The sequence below is a fragment of the Aeromonas sp. R2-3 genome (assembly GCF_040908375.1).
In the GTDB taxonomy this organism is placed as follows: Bacteria; Pseudomonadota; Gammaproteobacteria; order Enterobacterales; family Aeromonadaceae; genus Aeromonas; species Aeromonas veronii.
The window spans coordinates 137,069-157,755 of the sequence record NZ_JBFODP010000019.1 but is presented as its reverse complement, the minus strand read 5'-3'; the positions used below and the strand labels follow the sequence as shown (position 1 = coordinate 157,755).

20 protein-coding genes are annotated in these 20,687 nt (G+C 60.6%); 5 read left to right on the top strand and 15 right to left on the bottom strand.

The features are described 5' to 3' along the window. Window positions 1–20: 20 nt before the first annotated feature. Together AB5Z02_RS09105 and AB5Z02_RS09100 are read left to right on the top strand one after the other, a co-directional pair. The gene (locus AB5Z02_RS09105) at window positions 21–989 is read left to right on the top strand and encodes a hypothetical protein (protein WP_368215889.1); all 969 of its coding nucleotides are present in this window, start codon (window positions 21–23) and stop codon (window positions 987–989) included. Window positions 990–1,003: 14 nt separating this feature from the next. Beyond that, window positions 1,004–1,219 carry a SlyX family protein gene (locus AB5Z02_RS09100; RefSeq protein WP_005335285.1) on the top strand — a complete coding sequence of 72 codons (216 nt, stop codon included), beginning with the start codon at window positions 1,004–1,006 and terminating at the stop codon, window positions 1,217–1,219. Window positions 1,220–1,346: 127 nt separating this feature from the next. Here the strand turns inward: AB5Z02_RS09100 and AB5Z02_RS09095 are convergent, their stop codons facing one another. The 13 genes from AB5Z02_RS09095 to glyA form a co-directional block, all read right to left on the bottom strand. Next, window positions 1,347–2,288 (bottom strand): ABC transporter permease, encoded by a 942-nt coding sequence (locus AB5Z02_RS09095; protein WP_040068611.1) that lies wholly within the window; start codon window positions 2,286–2,288, stop codon window positions 1,347–1,349. A 2-nt stretch (window positions 2,289–2,290) separates the two neighbouring features. Further along, window positions 2,291–3,265 (bottom strand): ABC transporter permease, encoded by a 975-nt coding sequence (locus tag AB5Z02_RS09090; protein ID WP_042080630.1) that lies wholly within the window; start codon window positions 3,263–3,265, stop codon window positions 2,291–2,293. A 99-nt stretch (window positions 3,266–3,364) separates the two neighbouring features. Continuing rightward, the gene (locus AB5Z02_RS09085) at window positions 3,365–4,921 is read right to left on the bottom strand and encodes an ABC transporter substrate-binding protein (RefSeq protein ID WP_021230378.1); all 1,557 of its coding nucleotides are present in this window, start codon (window positions 4,919–4,921) and stop codon (window positions 3,365–3,367) included. A 70-nt stretch (window positions 4,922–4,991) separates the two neighbouring features. Further along, the gene (locus AB5Z02_RS09080; protein ID WP_100654430.1) at window positions 4,992–6,716 is read right to left on the bottom strand and encodes an ABC transporter ATP-binding protein; all 1,725 of its coding nucleotides are present in this window, start codon (window positions 6,714–6,716) and stop codon (window positions 4,992–4,994) included. A gap of 487 nt (window positions 6,717–7,203) precedes the next feature. Next, window positions 7,204–7,698, bottom strand: coding sequence for a phosphatidylglycerophosphatase A (locus tag AB5Z02_RS09075; RefSeq protein WP_005349509.1), 495 nt, complete (start codon window positions 7,696–7,698; stop codon window positions 7,204–7,206). Continuing rightward, the gene (gene thiL / locus AB5Z02_RS09070) at window positions 7,695–8,654 is read right to left on the bottom strand and encodes a thiamine-phosphate kinase (RefSeq protein ID WP_026034998.1); all 960 of its coding nucleotides are present in this window, start codon (window positions 8,652–8,654) and stop codon (window positions 7,695–7,697) included. The genes AB5Z02_RS09075 and thiL overlap by 4 nt, the downstream gene beginning before the upstream one ends. Before the next feature lie 57 nt (window positions 8,655–8,711). Continuing rightward, window positions 8,712–9,125, bottom strand: coding sequence for a transcription antitermination factor NusB (gene nusB / locus AB5Z02_RS09065; protein ID WP_005343514.1), 414 nt, complete (start codon window positions 9,123–9,125; stop codon window positions 8,712–8,714). Window positions 9,126–9,139: 14 nt separating this feature from the next. After that, window positions 9,140–9,610: a 6,7-dimethyl-8-ribityllumazine synthase gene (gene ribE, locus AB5Z02_RS09060; protein ID WP_005338866.1), complete on the bottom strand. Its 471-nt coding sequence runs from the start codon at window positions 9,608–9,610 to the stop codon at window positions 9,140–9,142. A 203-nt stretch (window positions 9,611–9,813) separates the two neighbouring features. Continuing rightward, window positions 9,814–10,923: a bifunctional 3,4-dihydroxy-2-butanone-4-phosphate synthase/GTP cyclohydrolase II gene (gene ribBA, locus AB5Z02_RS09055; protein WP_021230382.1), complete on the bottom strand. Its 1,110-nt coding sequence runs from the start codon at window positions 10,921–10,923 to the stop codon at window positions 9,814–9,816. A 149-nt stretch (window positions 10,924–11,072) separates the two neighbouring features. Further along, window positions 11,073–11,726, bottom strand: coding sequence for a riboflavin synthase (locus AB5Z02_RS09050; protein ID WP_368215888.1), 654 nt, complete (start codon window positions 11,724–11,726; stop codon window positions 11,073–11,075). Window positions 11,727–11,781: 55 nt separating this feature from the next. Further along, on the bottom strand, window positions 11,782–12,891 hold the full coding sequence (gene ribD, locus AB5Z02_RS09045; protein ID WP_231719484.1) for a bifunctional diaminohydroxyphosphoribosylaminopyrimidine deaminase/5-amino-6-(5-phosphoribosylamino)uracil reductase RibD: 1,110 nt from the start codon (window positions 12,889–12,891) through the stop codon (window positions 11,782–11,784). A 97-nt stretch (window positions 12,892–12,988) separates the two neighbouring features. After that, window positions 12,989–13,438, bottom strand: coding sequence for a transcriptional regulator NrdR (nrdR, locus tag AB5Z02_RS09040; RefSeq protein WP_005338880.1), 450 nt, complete (start codon window positions 13,436–13,438; stop codon window positions 12,989–12,991). A gap of 150 nt (window positions 13,439–13,588) precedes the next feature. Beyond that, on the bottom strand, window positions 13,589–14,842 hold the full coding sequence (gene glyA, locus AB5Z02_RS09035) for a serine hydroxymethyltransferase (protein WP_005338884.1): 1,254 nt from the start codon (window positions 14,840–14,842) through the stop codon (window positions 13,589–13,591). A gap of 324 nt (window positions 14,843–15,166) precedes the next feature. Here glyA and AB5Z02_RS09030 point away from each other — a divergent pair, with 324 nt between their 5' ends. Then, window positions 15,167–15,451 (top strand): hypothetical protein, encoded by a 285-nt coding sequence (locus tag AB5Z02_RS09030; protein ID WP_368209724.1) that lies wholly within the window; start codon window positions 15,167–15,169, stop codon window positions 15,449–15,451. A gap of 48 nt (window positions 15,452–15,499) precedes the next feature. Here the strand turns inward: AB5Z02_RS09030 and torS are convergent, their stop codons facing one another. Beyond that, on the bottom strand, window positions 15,500–18,325 hold the full coding sequence (gene torS / locus AB5Z02_RS09025; protein ID WP_368215887.1) for a TMAO reductase system sensor histidine kinase/response regulator TorS: 2,826 nt from the start codon (window positions 18,323–18,325) through the stop codon (window positions 15,500–15,502). A 70-nt stretch (window positions 18,326–18,395) separates the two neighbouring features. On the opposite strand from torS, the gene torT reads away from it, so the two are divergent. Together torT and AB5Z02_RS09015 are read left to right on the top strand one after the other, a co-directional pair. Continuing rightward, a complete protein-coding gene (torT, locus tag AB5Z02_RS09020) occupies window positions 18,396–19,442 on the top strand; it encodes a TMAO reductase system periplasmic protein TorT (protein WP_368215886.1) in 1,047 nt (348 codons plus the stop codon). A gap of 37 nt (window positions 19,443–19,479) precedes the next feature. Beyond that, window positions 19,480–19,884, top strand: coding sequence for a GFA family protein (locus tag AB5Z02_RS09015; RefSeq protein ID WP_005338893.1), 405 nt, complete (start codon window positions 19,480–19,482; stop codon window positions 19,882–19,884). A 35-nt stretch (window positions 19,885–19,919) separates the two neighbouring features. On the opposite strand, the gene torR is transcribed toward AB5Z02_RS09015, so the two are convergent. Continuing rightward, a complete protein-coding gene (torR, locus tag AB5Z02_RS09010) occupies window positions 19,920–20,633 on the bottom strand; it encodes a two-component system response regulator TorR (protein ID WP_179903230.1) in 714 nt (237 codons plus the stop codon). Window positions 20,634–20,687: the final 54 nt, after the last annotated feature.

Below are 20,687 nucleotides of genomic sequence, written 5' to 3'. Positions count from 1 at the left end.
AAAAGCGTGAGACCGCAAAAATGATAAAAAGTGCCATTTATCTGGTGAGCCTCTGTTTAATGCTCACCGGTTGCGAGCAGAGCTCCCAACCCAACCAGCAAATGACCCTCGCCAGCACGGGTCTGCTGACCGCAGATCTCTCCAGTGATGGCAAGCAAGCCATCGTCTCCAGCATCAGCCAGGGCATCATCGTCTGGGATCTGGAACAGAACCGTCAACGCTGGCGCTGGAAGCAATCCGACTCGGCGGATGATCTGGTATTCATTACCCGCTTTTCCGAAGGCAACAGCCATGCCGTCACCGCCACCCCCGACACCTTTGCAACCTGGCGGCTGAGCGACGGGCAATCACAAGGCTACTACTCACTTCCTGAATCCAGGCTGAGGGACATCACGCTCTCTGCCGACGGTCGTTATGTGCTGATCGGGCGGGAAGATGGCAAAGCTGAGTGGCTCGATACCCGAAGCGGTCGTCGCCTGCAGTTTCTGGGGCACACCGAACAGGTCAATACGGTGGATCTCTCCGCCAACGGTCGCTACGCCCTGACCGGCGGCAACGACTACAGCGCCTATCTGTGGGATACCCGTAGCGGGCAGGTGATCTGGCGCTTCAACCATGGTGGCCGGGTGATCATGGCCAGACTGGAGCCGAGCGGCCGCTACGCCTTCACCGCCGACAGCAGCCGGGCCAGCATCTGGGATCTGAAAACCGGCAAGGAGGTGAGTCAGCTGCAATATGATCACCGCTTCGAGGTCTACACCAGCGCCCGCTTTGCCAACGATGGCAAGTGGCTCATCACCGGCGCCCCTTCCCGTCAGCTCTCCCTGTGGCAAGTGAGCGATGGTGCCCTGCTGCAGAGCTGGCGCGTCTCGCCGCAACCCAAGGTGAAACCGCCCAGCGCAGTGGTCTACGGCGTCGCTTTGCGCGACAATAGCCACCTTGTCAGTGCCAGCTCCAGTGGTCTGGCCGAAATCTGGACAATCAAGTAAGGACCCGAAGGCCCATGAGTCAGCAACTTAACGATCGCATCGAAACCCTGGAAACCCGTCTCGCCTATGCGGAATACACCATAGAGCAGCTCAACGACGAGGTGACCACCCAGGGCCGTGAACTCGATCGGCTCAAATACCAGATCCAGCTGCTGATCGACAAACTGCAAAGCGTACAGCCCAGCCAGATTGCCAGCATGGCCGAAGAGACCCCGCCGCCGCACTACTGATGGGTGTGCAATCAACAAGCTGTCTGCTCAAGACCAATAAAAATCCGAAACCGGCTAAACCGGTTTCGGATTTTTTTCATCCAAATGACCTGACAGCTGCGACTCGGCGCCTCAGAATCAGCCCGCGTTAACCTTTGTAGATCTTGGGGTTAAATACATCCCGCAGCCAGTCACCCAGCAGGTTGATGACCAGCACCAGCACCACCAGACAGATGCCCGGGAAGGCGGTGATCCACCAGGAGCCGGAGAAGATGTAGTTGAAGCCGACGCTGATAAGCGAACCGAGCGAGGGCTGATCAACCGGCATCCCCAGACCGAGGAAGGAGAGCGCTGCTTCGCTCATGATGGCGTTGGCCACCTGCACGGTGGAGATCACCAGAATGGGCGACAGGCAGTTGGGCAGAATGTGGCGGAACATGATGCGCGGGGCGCGGAACCCCATCACCTTGGCCGCTTCCACATACTCCTTCTTCTTCTCCGCCAGCACAGAGGCGCGCACAGTACGGGCATACTGCGGCCACTCGGCGATACCGATGATCACCACCAGCATCATGATGGCGAACTTCGAGTAGAACTCGGAGCCGAATGTTGCCTGAAAGATAGCGGAGATGATGATCGCCACCATCATGGTGGAGAACGACAGCTGCACATCGGCAAAGCGCATCAGCAGGTTGTCGATACGACCACCGAAGTAACCGGCAATCAGACCGATGACGATACCAAGCACCAGCTGCAGCGCCACCGCAAACAGGCCGATGGTGAGGGAGATACGGGCGCCATAGAGGATGGTGCTCCAGATATCTCGTCCCTGGTTGTCGGTGCCGAGCCAGAAGCGCTCCTCGCCACCTTCCAGCCAGGAAGGTGGTAGCTCGGCATCCATCAGATCAAAGCTGGTCTGGTCATAGACGTTGTGCGGGGCGAGCCAGGGCGCCAGCAGCGCCGCCAGCACGAACACCACAAACACCGCAAAGCTGAACATGGCTACCTTGTCCCGCAGGAAGTAGTAGACGATGTCAGAGTTCTTGAATCGTGCCCAACGGCTTGGGCTTGCAGTTACAGCGTTACTCATGCTTACCCCTTGGCAGTCAGGTTAACGGTCGGGTTAATCAACCCGTAGAGCAGGTCGACCAGGGTATTGGTCACCACGAAGATCAGTCCCACGAAGATGACGTAGGCGGTGATGAGGGGCGTATCGACCCGGTGGATCGCCTCAAGGAACAGGAAGCCGGTACCCGGCCACTGGAACACGCTCTCGGTCAGAATGGTGTAGGCCACCATGGTGCCGATCTGCACCCCGCCGACGGTAATGACCGGCAGCATGGTGTTTTTAAGAGCGTGGCTGTAGTAGACCTTGTTGTTATCCAGCCCTTTGGCGCGGGCGAATTTGACGTACTCGGAGGAGAGCTGCTCCAGCATCTCGGAGCGCACCAGCCGGATAAACAGCGGCAGCATGATGGAGGAGAGCGACACCGCGGGCAGGATCAGGTGCAGGATGCCATCCCAGGTAAAGAAACCCGACTCCCAGCCCAGCAGGTTACGGGTCTCGCCGCGGCCATAGGCAGGCAGCCAGCCCAGCTGGATGGAGAAGAGGTACATCAGCATGATGGCGGTCAAAAATACCGGGATCGAGATGCCGATACTGCTCCCCGCCATGATGATCTTGGTGGGAATGCTGCGCGGGCGGATCGCCGAATAGACACCGAGTGGAATGGAAACCACCACGATGATGAGCGCGGCAGCAAACACCAGCTCAAGGGTAGCCACCAGCTTGTCGAGGATCACCTCGAGAGCGGGTCGCTTGAAGAAATAGGAGGTGCCCAAATCCCCATGCACCGCATTTTTCAGAAAGCGGCTGTATTTGATGAGGAAGGGATCGTTAAGGCCCATCTTCTCGCGCAACTCGTGACGCTGGGCTTCGGAGACGGATTGTCCCACCAGCTCACGCAACGGGTCACCCAGGTTATCCTGGATGGAGAAGGCGACCAGGCTGATGACGAACATCACTATCACGGCCTGATAGAACCGTTTCAGCAGGAATGTAAACATGCTTGTCCTTCTACGTGGCCTGTGTCGTGGCACAGGCTTCTGTTAGTGAGCGGAGTGACCAGCTGACCACCCCGCCCCGTCCTTCCTTGCGACGTTCTCTTACTTGCTGACCACCAAGTCACCCAGGTAAGGGAAGTTCATCACGTTGACCACCGGCTTGATGTCGACGTTCTTCTTGGCGCCATAGGCCAGATCTTCCCAGTGCAACGGCACGTAGGCAGCATCTTCGATCAGCATGGCTTCGACCTTCTTCAGCATCTCGGCACGCTTGGCCGGATCGGTCTCGGCGTTGGCATCCATCACCAGCTTGTCAGCTTCGGCGTTGGCGTAACCGGCGCAGTTGTACTGGCCCATACCGGTCTTGGCATCCTTGGTGAAGGTCAGGAACTCGAAGAAGTTCGCGGTATCTTCAGTGTCGGAGTGCCAGCCGATCAGCTGCATGTCCGCGGCGCACTTGTCAAACTCGGGCCAGTACTGGGCCACCGGCATGGTCTTCAGATCCACCTTGATGTTGATCTTGGCCAGCATGGCGGAGACAGCCTGGGCAATCTTGACGTCATTGACGTAGCGGGCTGCCGGGGAGATGAAGGTCATCTTGAAGCCTTTCTCGTAACCGGCCTCTTTCATCAGCTCCTTGGCCTTGGCCAGATCATACTGGGGTACCAGCGCCTCGTTGTGACCGGCATAGCCTTTCGGGCTCAGCTGACCAGCAGGGGTACCGAAGCCCTTGTTGATCTTCTCGACGATACCCACCTGGTTGATGGCGTAGTTGATCGCCTGACGCACGCGCTTGTCTTTCAGCGCCGGGTTGGTGTTCTGGTTCAGCTCGATGATGATGGCACGGGTACCGGACAGGGTAACCAGCTGGGAGTCCTTGCCATTCTTCACGCGCTCCAGATCGTTCGGCGCAACCGGATAGATCATGTCCACGTCGCCACCCAGCAGGGCTGCAACACGGGTCGCATCTTCCTTGATGGGCACCACGGTCAGGTTCTCAACGTTACCCTTGGAGGCCTTGTCCCAGTAGTTGGCGTTACGGGCATAATCCAGCTTCACACCCTGCTCGCGGAACTTGACGGTGAACGGGCCAGTACCGGAGACGTGGGTAGAGGCATAGGAGTCGCCGTTTTTGACGATCTCGGCCTTGTCTTTGCCCGCTTCGGTCTTGCCGGTGTAGAACTTGGAGTCCATCGGGAAGATGTAGGTGACGGTCTGCAGCACCAGCGGGAACGGCTTGGCGGTGACGAGATCCACGGTGTAATCATCGACCTTCTTCACTTCGCTGATGGGATCGAAGATCGCCTTGAAATCGACGGAGGATTTCAGGCGGTTGACGGTCCACACCACGTCGTCGGCGGTGAAGTCGTTACCGGAGTGGAACTTGACCCCTTTGCGCAGGTGGAAGCGGACGGTCTTGTCATCGACACGCTCGAACTTCTCGGCCAGACGGGGCTCGAACTGCAAGTCCTGGGTGTAACGCATCAGGGGATCGAATACCAGGTGCGACATCTCCAGGGTCTGACCGGAGAGCTGCTCCTGCGGATCCAGCGAAGTGGCGTCAGAAGCGACACCCACCTTGATATCAGCGGCTGAGACACTGAAGGCGAAACCGGCGGCAAACAGCGCCAGGGCAATCTTGGACAATCCTTTCTTCATCTTGTTCTCCATGCTTTTGGCTTTCTTATGACACTTTTTTTGACAAGCAGACCGGCGCACCGGCGCTCTCCTAGCTTGCGATTTCCAGCCCCTCGCGGGACATTCCCTTGAACTCCGGCATGAGGGAGATCAGCTTGCGGCTGTACTCATGCTCGGCATTGGTAAAGAGTTTCTCGGTCTCGGCCACTTCCACCAAATGGCCGTGCTGCATCACTCCGATGCGGTCGCACATCTGGCGGATCACCGGCAGATCGTGGCTGATAAACAGCATGGTGAGCTTGAGCTCCTGCTGCAGATCCTTGAGCAGGTTGAGGATCTGGGCCTGCACCGACACATCCAGCGCCGAGGTCGGCTCGTCACAGATAAGGAAGCGCGGGCGAGTGGCCAGGGCGCGGGCAATAGAGATGCGCTGACGCTGGCCGCCGGAGAACTCGTGGGGGTACTTGAGGCCAGCACCACGACCGAGACCCACGTGATCCAGCAGATCGCCGACAATCCCCTCAATCTGGCTCTCGCTGCTCGCCAGCTGATGGAAGCGGATCGGCTCGGCAATGATGTCGCGCACCTTCATCCGCGGGTTCATCGAGGAATAGGGGTTCTGAAACACCATCTGCATCTGGCGACGCAGCGGGCGACGCTCGCGCTCGCTCTTGAGGGCGGTCAGATCGATCCCCTCGAAGAAAATCTTGCCGGTATCAGGCGGATAGAGACCGGTGATGGCGCGGGCAATAGTCGATTTGCCGGAGCCCGATTCCCCCACCAGACCGAAGGTCTCCCCTTCGAAGATCTCGAAGCTGATGTTGTTGCAAGCGCGTACATACTGGCGGCGGCTCGGGAAGATGGAGTCCTTGGTGACGAACTTCAGATCGACGTTCTCCACCCGCAGCAGCGCCCCTTCATAGGCTCGCTCGTCCTGACTCTGGCCGAGCCAGTGGGTCTTGAGGTCGATATTGGTATCCGGCGCACTGGCATCCTCGATATAGGAGACCAGCGGGAAACGCACCAGCTTCACGTCGGAGCGGGGTACCGCCGAGATGAGACTGCGGGTATAGGGGTGATTGGGGCTGCCCAGTACCTGTTCGGTCAGGCCAAACTCCACCAGATCGCCGCGATACATCACCGCCACCTTGTCGGTGACGTTGGAGACCACGCCCATGTCGTGGGTCACCAGCATGCAGCCCACCTGACGCTCTTTGCAGAGGGCGCGGATAAGCTGGAGGATCTGATCCTGAATGGAGACGTCGAGCGCCGTGGTCGGCTCATCGGCGATGATCAGCTCCGGATCGCAGGAGAGCGCAATGGCGATAACCACCCGCTGACGCATGCCACCGGAAAACTGGTGTGGATACTGCTTGATGCGCAGCTCCGGCTGCGGAATACCCACCGCCCCCATCAGCTCCAATGCCTTGGCAAAAGCGGCTTCGCGAGAGAGGTCGGTATTGGCCAGAATGGTCTCCACCAGCTGATGCTCAACGGTGAACAGCGGGTTGAGGGAGGTCATGGGATCCTGGAAGATGAACCCGATACGGGAGCCACGGATGGCCCGCATCTCATTCTGGCTCTTGCCGGAGATGAGCTCGCCATTGAGATAGATATCACCACGGGCGATGCGACCCGGCGGGCTCAGCAGATCGATAACGGCGTTGCCGATGGTGGACTTGCCGGCGCCGGATTCACCGACCACCCCGACAATCTCACCCTTTTCGATAGAGAAAGAGAGATCCTTCACCGCGGCCAGCACCCCGTAGCGGGAGGGGTACTCGATCCGCAAGTTCTTTACTTCGAGCAAGGACATGTTTACCTCTGCGGGGGACATCCGTCCCAAATAATTCGTCCGTAAATCAGCCGCAGATGCCGGTTGTTACCTTGGGCAATATTTGCTCAATCCATGAGGCAGCGAAACCAGCGATCCGGGCGGGTTTTTTGCATTTTTTTGGAATAACCCGCGAGTAACTTAGACGGTTTGACCACGGGTGTAAATGATTGAGTTATACAATTCCGCAATGTTTTGTGCAGATAACCACCAATTCGGCAGAGATAAATGATGATTTTCATCACACAAATGGCCGGTACGTCCGTACATCTATTGGTATCATTACTTTAATTTCAACAACAACGCAACAAGCAGCATTTATCACTATTTCCAAAACAATCACGAGCCCCGAATGAGTAGTGAATATTTATGTGAAATGGATGATAAACGGCAGCATATGCCGATGAATGAAAATTAAGCAGATATAAATCGGGGGATGCCAGAACGGTCATCCCCCGGAAGGGGGCTCTCAGCCGAGCCAGAATGCCAGTAATTGCATACAAAACAGGGCGAACAGGCCGGCGATCAGATCGTCCAGCATGATGCCCAGACCACCGTGGATCCGGCGATCAAACCAGGAGATGGGCCAGGGCTTGAGCACATCAAACAACCGGAACAGCGCGAAGCCCGCCACCACCCACTCCCAGCCGGCAGGCGCTGCGATCATGGTGACGCCGAAACCTATCACCTCGTCCCAGACGATGGCGCCGTGATCCGGCATACCGATGGCATCGGTGGCGCTCTGGCAGATACGAATACCGACCACAAACCCCACCGCCAGCAAGGCGATAAACCAGTGGGTCGGCAGCCCGCTCACCAGCAGGTAGAGCGGAATGGCCGCCAGGGTTCCCATGGTGCCCGGCGCCTTGGGACTGAGACCGGAACCAAATCCCACCGCCAAAAAATGAAGCGGATTTTTCAGATCCAGTCGTGTCAGCTCGGGCTTTATCCTGAACAAACTCATGCGAAGTGATCCCACCCTTTCAGTTGCAACTCGACCGCCTGGTCGCCACGCAGGTAGTCGATGCCCGGCTCGCCCGCCACGATGCGGCCGATGCGGCTGAACTTGACCCCGCTGTGGGCCAGCGCCGTATCGAGCGCGCCGCGGTGCTCCTCCGGTACGGTGAAGCAGAGCTCATAGTCATCGCCACCGGCCAGCGCCAGTTGCCACGCCTCCTGCTCGCTCACCGCATCCTGCAGCACCGGCGAGAGCGGCAGCAGATCGAGATCGATCTGGGCCCGTACGCCGGACGCCTTGAGGATATGGCCGAGATCCGATGCCAGACCATCGGAGAGGTCCAGCGCACTGCCCGCCAGCCCGCGCAGCGCCTGACCGGCCAGAATGCGGGGATGGGGATGGTCGAGCCGTGGCAGCACCGCAGCCAGCTGGTTCTCGTTGAGGGTGCGTTTGCCCAGCAGGTGGGAGAGCGCCAGCGCGGCATCTCCCAGAGTGCCGGTCACATAGATGCCGTCACCGGCTTTGGCACCGCTGCGCATCAGGGCGCGACCGGCAGGCACCGATCCCTTCACCGAGATGGTGATGGAGAGCGGCCCGCGGGTCATGTCTCCGCCCACCAGCGCCACGTTGTAGTACTCGGCCAGCTCCAGAAACCCTTCGGCAAAACCGGCAACCCAACCTTCGTTGATGGCAGGCAGGGTCAGCGCCAGCGACACCCAGCGTGGCTCGGCACCCATGGCGGCGAGATCGGAGAGATTGACCGCCAGCGCCTTGTAGCCGAGATCCACCGGATCCATGTCGGGAAAGAAGTGTACGCCGCTCACCAGAGTGTCGGTGCTCACCGCCAGCTGGGTATCGGGGGGCAGGGTCAGCAGGGCACAGTCATCTCCAGGGCCCATCACCACGTCCTTGCGGGCGTGGGGAACCTTGAAGTACTTATCAATCAGCTCAAATTCACCCATACAGTAAAAAGCCAGCAATAAGCTGGCTCCTCTCTTAGATGCTGACGGACAGCAGGATCAACGCTTGTTCAGCGATTTGATCACCTTGTCCAGTACACCGTTGACAAACTTGTGGCTGTCATCGGCAGCAAAAGCTTTGGCCAGCTCGATCGCTTCGTTGATGACCACGCGCGGCGGTACATCATCACGACGGGTCAGCTCGTAGGTCGCCAGACGCAGGATCGCCTTGTCCACCATGTCCACTTCTTCCAGCGGACGGGAGAGGAAAGGTGCAAACACCTTGTCCAGCTCGCTGCAGTGGAGGGCTACCCCGAACAGCAGATCGCGGAAATAGTTCAGGTCTACACCCTTGGTGTCCTGATCGATCTTGAACTGCTCTTCGATGTCACCCACGTTAGCCTTGGTCATCTGCCACTGGTAGATGGCCTGGGTGGCGCAATGGCGGGCTTTACGGCGCTCAGACGGTTTCAATGTACTTCTCCTCGTTACACGTCCAGTTCTTTCAGGACGTTGATCATTTCGAGCGCTGCCAGTGCAGCCTCTGCACCCTTGTTACCCGCCTTGGTACCTGCACGCTCGATGGCTTGTTCAATGTTTTCAGTGGTCAGCACACCGAAGGCAACGGGAATTTCATATTCCATCATTACCTGGGCCATGCCCTTGCTGTTCTCGTTTGCCACCAGGTCGAAGTGATAGGTGCCGCCACGGATGACAGTACCGACCGCCACGATGGCGTCGTATTGACCACTCTTGGCCAGCTTCTTGATGACCAATGGCATTTCAACCGCACCCGGCACTTTTACCAGTGTCAGGTTGCTGTCCTGCACTTGACCTTGACGCTTCAGTACGTCCACCGCACCGTTCACCAGACTGTCGTTGATGAAGCTGTTGAAACGGGCAACAACAATAGCAACGCGCGCCTCAGGAGCGGCGATATTTCCTTCGATAACCTTCATTGGAAATCCTGTATCTGTGCAATCAAAAGGGCCGGAGTCAAAAGTGCGCACATTCTAGCACAACAGACCCACGACAAAAACCATGGCCGCAATAGACAGCCATGATCGCGATTTAACCAGTCCGGCGCACTTACTCGCCGGTAAATTCCACGACTTCCAGACCGAAGCCACCCGGAAGGGGATGGTACTTCTCTGGTAGAACGTTACTCGCCGATGTACTCAACCACTTCCAGACCGAAACCACCGAGGGCATGGTACTTCTTCGGCGAGCTCAAAAGGCGCATCTTGCTCACGCCGAGCGCCTTGAGGATCTGGGAACCCACACCCACCCGGCGCGAGGTGCCCTGCCACTTGGCCCCTTCCGGTGCCAGTCCCTTGTCGGCGGCTTCAAAACCCTTGACCCGGGCCAGCAGCTCGGCGCCGTGGGATTCCGCCCCCAAAATCACCAGCACCCCGCCTTCGTCGGCGATGCGGGCCATGGATTTGGGCAGCGGCCAGCTGCGGGCGGCGTGGCGGTCGGTCAGCAGCAGATCGCTCAGCACATCGTGCAGGTGCACCCGCACCAGGGTCGGCTGGTCGGCCTGCACCTCACCCTTTTTCAGGGCGAAGTGAACCTGATTGTCGATGGTGTCGCGGAAGGTGATGAGGTCGAACTCGCCAAACTCGGTCGGCAGCTTGCATTCGGCCACCTTCTCGACAGTGGTCTCGTGCTGGTTGCGGTACTCGATAAGGTCGGCGATGGTGCCGAGCTTGATGCCGTGCTCCTCGGCGAACACCTCCAGATCCGGACGGCGCGCCATGGTGCCATCTTCGTTGAGGATCTCGACGATGACGGCGGCAGGCTCGAAACCGGCCAGACGGGCCAGATCGCAGCCCGCTTCGGTGTGACCGGCACGGGTCAGCACGCCGCCATCCTGTGCCATCAGCGGGAAGATGTGGCCCGGCTGCACCAGATCGGCCGCCTTGGCATTGGGCGCCACAGCGGCCTGCACGGTCACCGCGCGATCGGCGGCGGAAATACCTGTGGTCACCCCTTCTGCCGCCTCGATGGAGACGGTAAAGGCGGTGGAGAACTGGGCATTGTTGCGATCCACCATCAGCGGCAGCGCCAATTGCTTGCAGCGATCCCGGGTCAGGGTCAGGCAGATGAGGCCACGGCCGTAGCGGGCCATGAAGTTGATATCCTCCGGACGGACGCAGGAGGCGGCCATGATGAGGTCCCCTTCGTTCTCCCTGTCCTCGTCATCCATCAGGATCACCATCTTGCCAGCCTTGATATCGGCAATGATTTCCTGGGTTGTGCTCAGCGCCATGGGCTACTCCATCAGTGTGCTTGGGGGTTGAGCCAGCAGGCTCAACGCAAATGCGAGTGTATGTTGCTCTAGATTGGGGCTAGCGGCTCCATTTCAATCAGAGCGGGATCACAGAAAATCGTTTTGGGGGCCAGATTCAGCGCTCACCGTCAGAGAAAACCAGCCTTGGCCAGCGTCTCCATGGTCAGGGTAGAGGCGCGGCTCTCCTGACTTTTTCCCATCATCAGCCGCTCCAGATAGCGGGCGATTTGATCCACCTCGAGGTTGACCTTGTGGCCCGGCTTCCAGCTGGCGATGGTGGTCTCCTGCGCGGTGTGGGGCACGATCGTCAGGCGGAACAGATCGCCCTGCACGGCGTTGACGGTGAGGCTGATGCCATCGACCGCAATGGAGCCCTTCTCGGCGATATAGCGGGAGAGCTCGCCCGGCGCCTTGATCCAGTACTCGATGGCGCGGCCGCTGCTGGAGACGCTTTTCACTTCCCCTACCCCATCCACATGGCCGGAGACCAGATGGCCGCCGAGGCGGGAGGTGGGCATCAGCGCCTTCTCGAGGTTGACCCGATCGCCCACTCTGGCGGCGGCAAAACCGGTACGGGAGAGGGTTTCCAGCGACACGTCGGCGGTATAGCTCTTTTCGCCCAGCGCCACCACGGTGAGGCAGACGCCGTTGGTGGCGATGGAGTCGCCCAGTTTGACGTCGCTAAAATCCAGACCTGGTGCGTGGACGGTGAGGGCCATGTCATCGCCCTGACGGCGCAGCTCGGCCAGGGTTCCCACCGCTTCGATAATTCCGGTAAACATGCAGATCACCTTGCTGATGACGGGGGCTGATTATGCCCCATTGAACATTGATAAATCAGGCTATTTTGGCGGTAATGCGAATATCCGGCCCCACCATGCGCACATCCTTGATGGCGAGCTTGGGCGCCTGGAACAAGCGGGTCAGACCGGGCAGATGGAACAGACCACGCCCCTCATCACCCATCAGTTTGGGCGCCTGATAGAGCACCAGCTCATCCACCAGCCCCTTATCCAACAGGGCGCCGCACAACCGGGGCCCCGCCTCAATCAGTACCGAGTTGACGTTCTGCTTGGCCAGCAGCATGAACAGGCTGACCAGATCCAGCTTGCCATCCAGCAGCGGCAGCTCTAGCTGCTGCACCCACTCGGGCCACTCGCCGGATGCCTTGTGGCGGGCCAGCAGCACCGGACTCTCGCTCTGGAACAGCGGCAGATCGGGGGTGAGCCGGTTTTGCGAATCGACGATGACCCGCAGCGGCTGGCGCAGAGTCTCTTTGGGATAGACGGCTTTGACCGAGGGGGGCAACTCGTCCCAGCGCACGGTCAGGGAGGCGTTATCGGCCAGCACGGTTTCGGCGCTGGAGAGCACCGCATCGTGACGGGCCCGCAGCCGCTGCACATCGCGGCGCGCATCGGGAGAGGTGATCCACTGGCTCTCGCCGCTCGCCATGGCGGTGCGGCCATCGAGGCTGGCCCCCAGCTTGACGGTCACCCGCGGGAAGGCGGTACGCATCCGCTTGAAAAAGCCCGGGTTGAGCGCTTCAGCTTCGCTCGCCAGCAGGCCGAAATCGGTCTTGATGCCCGCCTCGGAGAGCATCCGCAGCCCGCGTCCGCCCACCTGGGGATTGGGATCGACCATGGCCGCCACCACCCGGGCCACACCGGCGTTGATCAGCGCCTCGGCGCAGGGGGGGGTACGACCATGGTGGGAACAGGGTTCGAGGGTCACATAGGCGGTGGCGCCACGGGCATTGTCACCGGCGGCGCGCAGGGCATAAACCTCCGCATGGGGCTCGCCCGCCTTCTGATGCCACCCTTCGCCGACCATTACGCCATCTTTGACCAGCACGGCACCGACACAGGGGTTGGGGGCCGTAGTGTAGCGGCCGCGGCGGGCCAGTTCGAGGGCCCGACTCATCCATTGGTAATCATCTTGACTAAACATCCGGGCTCCTTTGACAACACATCTCGACTTTACGCAGTATCGTAGGTTCGATTAGCGCAGCGTAATCGGACGCGGCAACATGGGTGAGAGTGGAGGTTTACTTCTCCAGCTTGGCGATCTCTTCGCCAAATTCGCGAATATCTTCGAAGCTGCGATAGACGGAGGCAAAGCGGATATAGGCCACCTTGTCCAGACTCTTGAGCTCATCCATCACCAGATTGCCTACCAGCTCGGAGGCGACTTCGCGCTCGCCGGTGGCACGCAGGCGGGATTTGATATGGTTGACCGCCTTTTCGATGGCCTCCATGCTCACCGGCCGCTTCTCCAGCGCCCGCAGGATGCCGGCGCGCAGCTTGTCTTCGTTGAACGGCTCGCGGGAGCCGTTGGACTTGATGACGCGGGGCATCACCAGCTCGGCCATCTCGAAGGTGGTAAAACGCTCGTGACAGAGCAGACACTCACGACGGCGGCGCACTTGATGGCCTTCGGCCACCAGACGGGAATCGATCACCTTGGTATCAACCGCACTACAGAATGGGCAATGCATCGGACCTCCGGCGTTAATGGAACAGGGACCGGCCCGGCGGGCCAGGATCTAGGTCGGCCAGTGTAGCACGGCCATCCAAAACCGGTAAAAGCCAGAAAAAACAATGCCACCCGCAGGTGGCATTGGTCTCAAACCGGATGGTCTGACTTATCAGCCATAGACCGGGAAGCGGCGGCAGATATCCAGCACCTTCTCGCGTACGGTGGCCAGCACAGCATCGTTGTCGTGGTTGTCCAGTACGTCGCAGATCCAGTGGGTCAGCTCGATGGACTCGGCTTCCTTGAAACCACGGCGGGTGATGGCCGGGGTACCGATCCGCACACCGGAGGTGACGAACGGGGAACGCGGGTCGTTGGGCACTGAGTTCTTGTTGACGGTGATGTTGGCTTTGCCCAGCGCAGCGTCAGCATCCTTACCGGTCAGTTCGCGACCGATCAGGTCAACCAGCATCAGGTGGTTGTCGGTACCGCCGGAGACGATCTTGTAACCGCGCTCGATAAAGGTAGCGGCCATCGCCTTGGCGTTTTTGACGACCTGAGCCTGATAGGTCTTGAACTCCGGCTCCAGCGCCTCTTTGAAGGCAACGGCTTTACCGGCGATGACGTGCATCAGCGGGCCACCCTGACCACCCGGGAAGACGGCAGAGTTGAGCTTCTTGTAGAGCTCCTCGTCGTCAGCGGCAGAGAGGATCAGACCACCGCGCGGACCGGCCAGGGTCTTGTGAGTGGTTGAGGTGACCACATGAGCGTGGGGAACCGGGTTCGGGTAAACGCCAGCGGCAATCAGACCAGCCACGTGGGCCATGTCGACAAACAGGTAGGCACCGACCTTGTCGGCGATTTCGCGCATGCGGGCCCAGTCAACGATGCCGGAGTAGGCAGAGAAGCCACCGATCATCATCTTCGGCTTGTGCTCGACAGCCTGACGTTCCATGTCGTCGTAGTCGATCTTGCCGGACTCATCGATACCGTAAGGCACTATGTTGTAGAGCTTGCCGGAGAAGTTGACCGGAGAGCCGTGGGTCAGGTGACCACCGTGGGCCAGGTTCATGCCCAGTACTGTGTCGCCCGGCTGCAGCAGAGCCATGTAAACGGCGCTGTTGGCCTGGGAGCCGGAGTGCGGCTGCACGTTGGCGTAGGTGGCACCGAACAGCTCTTTGGCGCGCTCGATAGCCAGGGTTTCGACCACATCCACATACTCGCAACCACCGTAGTAACGCTTGGAGGGGTAACCTTCAGCGTACTTGTTGGTCAGCTGGGAGCCCTGGGCTTCCATGACACGGGGGCTGGTGTAGTTCTCAGACGCAATCAGCTCGATATGCTCTTCCTGACGACGGGTTTCGTCTGTGATGGCCTGCCACAATTGCGGATCATAATTGGCGATGGTCATGTCACGTTTCAACATCCGTTTCTCTCCTGAAAATCGTTTGCGCGTTAGGTGAAGTGGGCGCGGGCATTGTAACGTGAGCTGGATCAAAGAGACAGTCCAACCACCTAAAAAAATGTTGAATTTATGTTGTAAAAAACAAGATTCCCTCCCCGTTCAATACCCTGGCCGCTCCGTCAAACGGCACATTTTTCATCCCGCTGCGGGCGGGCAAAACCCGAAGGGGATCACAACGCCCTCTTTATCCATCCTGTAACATATTCATTCGAAACAAATTTAATGATGATGGAGCTGATTGCAGCCATGCATCCGAGGGGCTGCACCTAACCGGAGGAGTTCAAGATGGACCATCTGCTGACATTCGTGATCCTGGCTGTGTTTTTTCTGTTCTACTGGGTCTACTACACCAGCCAACGCAAACATGTCCCCACCACCTCGTGGGAGCAGCTCCCCACCAAAGCCGACTATCTGGCGGCCCACCCTGAATCAGTCGATGGCGATATCATCTTCTGTTATCACTGCGGCCACCCCGAGTTGCTGGAGGTGGGCATGGTGCACCTGACCGATTTTCGTCGGGAATGGGTCTGTGCCAAGTGCAAGCAGGTGCTATTTCGCGAGATCGAATAACGGCGCAGGGACTGGCCCCCTCTGAACGTTGTGCATCGCCAGCAGGGATCAGAACGGCGAATCCCTGTTGGCCGCCAGCCACTGCTGCAACCCGCTCACCGCCGCGTCAAATTGCGCCCCGATTGCCGCAGGCTCCCCGCCTCCCGCCTCAAGAGCCGCACAGTGGCTGGCAAATTCGGTCAACCCCAGCGCCAGCGCACTCCCCTTGAGCTTGTGCGCCAGCTGACGTTGCTCACTCCCCTCACCCTGAGCCAACTTATCTACCAACACCCGCCCTTGCGACTCAAACAGCGCGACCAGCTGGCGGATCCGCGCCATACCGAGCAGGGGTAGATCGGCGTCCAGCACCGGATTGGTCCACTCGGGCTGGTTAGTTGGGGGCACGGCTACTGATAACTGCACCTGCGGCTCGATAGCGGCGCCCTCTTGCCGAAATAGTTGATCGATGGCGTTCGCCAGCACCGCCAGCCGCACCGGCTTGCCGACAAAATCGACGAAGCCGACGGCAAGGCAGTGGCGGATATCCTCCGGATACATCTGGGCCGAGATGGCGATGGCGGGCAGCGACCGCTCATGCATCTCCTCACTGATGGCGGCCAGATCCTCGCGCAGGGTCATGCCGTCCATATCGGGCAGATTGATATCGAGCAGCGCCAGCTCGAAGGGGCGCTCGGTCACCAGCGCCAGCGCGCTGCGACCATCCTCCGCCAGGGTGACGCGATGGCCGAGGCGGGTCAACATGCCGTGCGCCACTAACCGGTTGATCTCGTTATCCTCCACCAGCAGGATGTCGCGGGACTGACCAAGGTGCAGCGGCTGTGCCTCGGCGGGCAGTTGGGCGCTCGAGCGTTGCAAGGGCAGGCTGAAGCTGAATTCACACCCCAGGCCCGGTTCGCTGGCAAGGTTCAGCTCGCCTCCCATGGCGGCCACCAGCTTGCGGCTGATCGCCAGTCCCAGCCCGGTGCCGCCCTGATGGCCTATATCACGCTTGCGCTGGCGAAACGCCTCGAACACCGCCTCCTGCTCATCGGCCGGAATGCCGGGGCCGGTATCACGCACCACGAAGCGGATGCAGGGCTCGGCGCAAGGGCCTTGGCAGGCAAGAGGCGCCACCGTCAGGGTAATCTGGCCACGGGCGGTAAACTTGACCGCATTGCCGAGCAAGTTGCCGAGCACCTGGCGCAGCTTGCCCAGATCCCCCTCGACCACAGGCGCCAGCCCGGGCGCATATTCCAGCGCCAGGGTGACCCCCTTGGCCGCAGCCTTTGGCCGGAACAACGCGCTGAGCTCATCCACCAGCTGGAACAGGGGGAAGGGTTCGCGGCGCGCCTCCACATGACCCGCCTCGATCTTGGAGTAGTCGAGAATGTCGTTGAGGATCTCCAGCAGGGATTCGCCACTGTGCTCGATGGCGGCCAGATAGCGCTGCTGGGTATCGCTCAGGTGGGTATCTTCCAGCAGCGTCAGGCCCCCGAGAATGCCGTTCATGGGGGTGCGGATCTCGTGGCTCATGGTGGCGAGAAACACCGACTTGGCGCGGTTGGCCTGTTCTGCCTCGGCGCGGGCCTGCCGCTGCTTCTCCACCTCCTCATTGAGCCGCTCGTTGGCGTGGCTGAGCTGGCCAGTGCGCTCCTCGACCCGCGACTCCAGCTCGCGCTGATAGCGGCCCAGCTCCACCGCATTGTCACGAAACACCTGCAGGGCCCGCCCCAGCTCCGCCAGCTCATCGCGCCCGGTACTGGCGATCGGCTCAAGGGGGGCCAGATCCCCGCGCGCCAACCGGCTCATCCCCGCCACCGCCCGTTGCAGTGGCCAGACGATCCGGCCGTAGACCATGCGCCACATCAGCAGCATCAGCAGTAGCAGGGTGAGCAGGCCAATGGCCATCAACGCCTGCTCCAGCAGCCTGAGGCGCTGGCTTAGCGCCTGCTGGCTCTGCCCCAGCGAATCGCGGGCACGGCTGACCAGCTCACCGACCTGCTGGTTGAGGCTGCTCATCAAAGCCTCATTGGCATTGGCCAGCACCCGCAGCGCCTCCCCCTTGCCGAGCCAGTCGCTGCGCAGTTGCACCAGCTTGTCGCTCTGCGCCAGCACGGTCAGCGCCTGTTCCACCGCCTGCCGGCGGGCCGGGTCGGTCACTGCCCCGGCCCGCAATTGCAAGATAGCCAGCTCCCGCTGCCCCTCTTGCAATAGCGTTTGCAACTGTTCCTGCCGTTCGCTGCGCCACATCTCTTCGATGCGCTGCTGCTGCATCAGGGTGCGATGACGCAGCTCGGTCATCTGCTCCAGCCAGTCGAGATCCTGCTCCAGCAGGCGGTCCAGCGTCCGGGCCGCCTGCGCACCTTGCTGTTGGTAGAGGGAACCCAACCCCGCCACCATCACGGTTTCGGCATTCTCCATCTGGCTTCTCGCCAGCTCGGCGATCTGCCCGGCTGCCGCCACCAGACGGGCCCGCTGCGCCTCGCCCTGCGCCATCAGGGTCAGTCGCTCTCCCACCAGCCAGCCTTGCTGACCCAGATTGCCGATGATGCTCTGACTGAGCTGATCGAGGCTTGTTGAACCCTGCCCACGGCCGAGTTGCGCCAGCACCTGCTTCAGCTGTTGCCCCTGCAGAGTGAGTAAGCGTCCCTGATGCTCCCGCTCCTGCTCGCTGGTTGCGGTGGCCAGCAGCCGCGACGCACTCTGGATCTCGCCGCTGAGGCGAGAGAGCGTGCGGGCCAGCTCCTGATCGGCCAGCGTCTGCTGCACCCCTTGCTCCAGCTGGCGCAGATGGCTAAGCCCCACCCAGCCCAGCAGGGAGGCACTCAGGGTCAGCAACGCCATCAGGGAGAAGGCCAGCAGCAACTTGCCACCCAGGCCGGAAAAGATTCTCACGGGAAGTCCCTTGGTTGTGGTCAGCTTTGACCGGATAATATGGCCCAACACTTTAACAAAACCCCTGGCCATGCGAAGCGTCTATCTCTCCCCGTTGTTGCTGATCTGGTTGCTCACGCTGCCCCGCGCCGCCCTCGCCTTTGCGGTCGATATCTGGCCCGGCGGCGAATTCAGCGGCCAGCCGGTGCGCCAGCAGTGGCAGGAACCCGCCGCCGCAACCAAACCGCTGACCCTCTGTGCCCTCTACCCCCATCTGCGCGACGCCTACTGGCTATCGGTCAATCAGGGTATGGTGGACGAAGCGAAGCGGCTGGGAGTCAAGTTGCAGATCCACGAAGCGGGGGGCTATGGCGCCCTCGCCGAGCAGCGCCAGCAGTTGCAGCGTTGCGTGCAGGAAGGGAGCGACGCCATCTTGCTCGGCTCGGTGAGCTATCAGGGCTTGCGCGAGGCCATCAAGGTCACGCCGTTGCCGCTCTTTGGGCTGGTCAACGATCTGCCCAGCGGTCTGGTGCACGCCAAAGTGGGGGTCTCCTGGTACCAGATGGGCTGGCAGATTGGCCACTGGCTGGCGCAGCGTCACCCCGCCGGCAGCAAGCCGGTCTCGGTCGCCCTCTTCCCCGGCCCGCAGGCAAGTGGCGGCAACAACTTCGTCGAGCCGGGCTTTGCCGATGCCATCAAGGGGAGCGCCATCAAGCTGGTCACCACCGAGCGCGGCGACAACAGCCGCGAAATCCAGCGCACACTGGTACAGCAGACGCTAGCCCGCTATCCCGAACTCGACTATTTGGTGGGGGGCGCCATCGCCGCCGAAGTGGCGGTCAACGAGCTTGCGCAGCGCCATCTCGACAGACCCCGGGTGCTGAGCACCTACTTCAGCCACGGGGTACAGCGGGGCCTGCGCCGGGGCAAGATCCTCGCCGCCAACAGCGATCAGATGCGGCTGCAGGGGCGCCTTGCGGTCGCTCAGGCGGTCTGCCTGCTGCAACACCCTGATGCCAATGCCGAGCAGTGCCCTCGGGTGATGGGGCCGCCCATTCTGACGCTGTCTGCACCGCTGGCCAACCCCGCCGATTCCCTCTCGGATGGCGCTTTTCGTCCCGTCTATCGGGTCGAATAGCCGTTCCAAATCCGATCAGCCCACTCAAGGAGAAGAGATGAAAGAGTTACATGCCAGCTGCCTGTGCGGCGCCGTCGCCCTGACCCTGCCGGATCAGTTCGACTATATGGGGAACTGCCACTGCAGCGAATGCCGCAAGTTTTCAGGGGGAGATTACGCCTCGGTCGGCGGACTTGATGGCAACAAGGTCACCATAGTGAAGGGGGAAGAGGCCATCGGCCGCTACCGGAAATCGGCAGAGACCACCCTGGCCTTCTGCCGTCACTGCGGCTCCAGCCTGTTCAGCCAGAAGAGCAGCAGCGGCAAGATCAATCTGCGGTTGGGGGTACTGGACGACGTGCCGAGCCAGCGACCCGCGTTTCACATCTTTGTCGGCTCCAAGGCGCCCTGGCACCAGATTGGCGACGACTGCCCGCAATTTGATACCCGCCCGCCGGTCTGATACCTCTCAAACAGGTCAAGGCCACCGCAACGGGGTCAGGAGGCTATCTCGCCGGCAAACAGATAGCCTTCACCATGGACGGTGACAAACAGCTGGGGATCCCGCGGATCCGCTTCCATCTTGCCGCGCAGCCGCCGGATCAGCACGTCTATGGTGCGATCGCTCGGGCCATCGCCGCGATGGCTGATGAGGGTCAGGATCCGCTCCCGACTGAGCACCCGCCCGGCATGGGCGACAAAGGCCACCAGCACTTCATATTCGGCCTTGGTCAGACGCACCGGCACCCCGTCCTTGCTGAGCTGGCGGCGGGGAATATCAAAACGCCAGGGGCCAAAGCGCACCGCATCGTCAGCCACCGCAGGCTCGCTCGGCGCGGCGGCCGCCAGCGAGATCCGCCACAGCAGATTCTTGACCCGCACCAGCAGTTCCCTGAGCTCGAACGGCTTGGTGACATAGTCGTCGGCCCCCATCTCGAGGCCGACAATCCGGTCCACCGCATCGCTGCGGCCGGTGACCAGAATGATCCCCACCGTGCTGCGCGCCCGCAGTTCACGGGTCAGCAGCAGACCATCTTCCCCCGGCAGGTTGATATCCAGCATCACCAGATCGACCCTCTGTTCCGCCAGCACGGCGCGCATCTCCTGGCCATTTTCGACCGCCGTCACCCGATAGCCCTCCCGCTCGAAATAGCCGGTCAGCTTCTCGCGGGTAACCGCATCATCTTCAACAACCAGAATGTGGTAGCTCATGGGCAGGGTTCACGATGGTCGACAAGGGAGGATTATTCTATTCACATTTTGTCA

Coding starts and splice junctions, on each gene's coding strand:
- AB5Z02_RS09105 (WP_368215889.1), top strand. CDS start 21: ATGATAAAAAGTGCCATTTATCTGGTGAGCCTCTGTTTAATGCTCACC.
- AB5Z02_RS09100 (WP_005335285.1), top strand. CDS start 1,004: ATGAGTCAGCAACTTAACGATCGCATCGAAACCCTGGAAACCCGTCTC.
- AB5Z02_RS09095 (WP_040068611.1), bottom strand. CDS start 2,288: ATGAGTAACGCTGTAACTGCAAGCCCAAGCCGTTGGGCACGATTCAAG.
- AB5Z02_RS09090 (WP_042080630.1), bottom strand. CDS start 3,265: ATGTTTACATTCCTGCTGAAACGGTTCTATCAGGCCGTGATAGTGATG.
- AB5Z02_RS09085 (WP_021230378.1), bottom strand. CDS start 4,921: ATGAAGAAAGGATTGTCCAAGATTGCCCTGGCGCTGTTTGCCGCCGGT.
- AB5Z02_RS09080 (WP_100654430.1), bottom strand. CDS start 6,716: ATGTCCTTGCTCGAAGTAAAGAACTTGCGGATCGAGTACCCCTCCCGC.
- AB5Z02_RS09075 (WP_005349509.1), bottom strand. CDS start 7,698: ATGAGTTTGTTCAGGATAAAGCCCGAGCTGACACGACTGGATCTGAAA.
- thiL (WP_026034998.1), bottom strand. CDS start 8,654: ATGGGTGAATTTGAGCTGATTGATAAGTACTTCAAGGTTCCCCACGCC.
- ribE (WP_005338866.1), bottom strand. CDS start 9,610: ATGAAGGTTATCGAAGGAAATATCGCCGCTCCTGAGGCGCGCGTTGCT.
- ribBA (WP_021230382.1), bottom strand. CDS start 10,923: ATGGCGCTGAGCACAACCCAGGAAATCATTGCCGATATCAAGGCTGGC.
- AB5Z02_RS09050 (WP_368215888.1), bottom strand. CDS start 11,726: ATGTTTACCGGAATTATCGAAGCGGTGGGAACCCTGGCCGAGCTGCGC.
- ribD (WP_231719484.1), bottom strand. CDS start 12,891: ATGTTTAGTCAAGATGATTACCAATGGATGAGTCGGGCCCTCGAACTG.
- nrdR (WP_005338880.1), bottom strand. CDS start 13,438: ATGCATTGCCCATTCTGTAGTGCGGTTGATACCAAGGTGATCGATTCC.
- glyA (WP_005338884.1), bottom strand. CDS start 14,842: ATGTTGAAACGTGACATGACCATCGCCAATTATGATCCGCAATTGTGG.
- AB5Z02_RS09030 (WP_368209724.1), top strand. CDS start 15,167: ATGGACCATCTGCTGACATTCGTGATCCTGGCTGTGTTTTTTCTGTTC.
- torT (WP_368215886.1), top strand. CDS start 18,396: ATGCGAAGCGTCTATCTCTCCCCGTTGTTGCTGATCTGGTTGCTCACG.
- AB5Z02_RS09015 (WP_005338893.1), top strand. CDS start 19,480: ATGAAAGAGTTACATGCCAGCTGCCTGTGCGGCGCCGTCGCCCTGACC.
- torR (WP_179903230.1), bottom strand. CDS start 20,633: ATGAGCTACCACATTCTGGTTGTTGAAGATGATGCGGTTACCCGCGAG.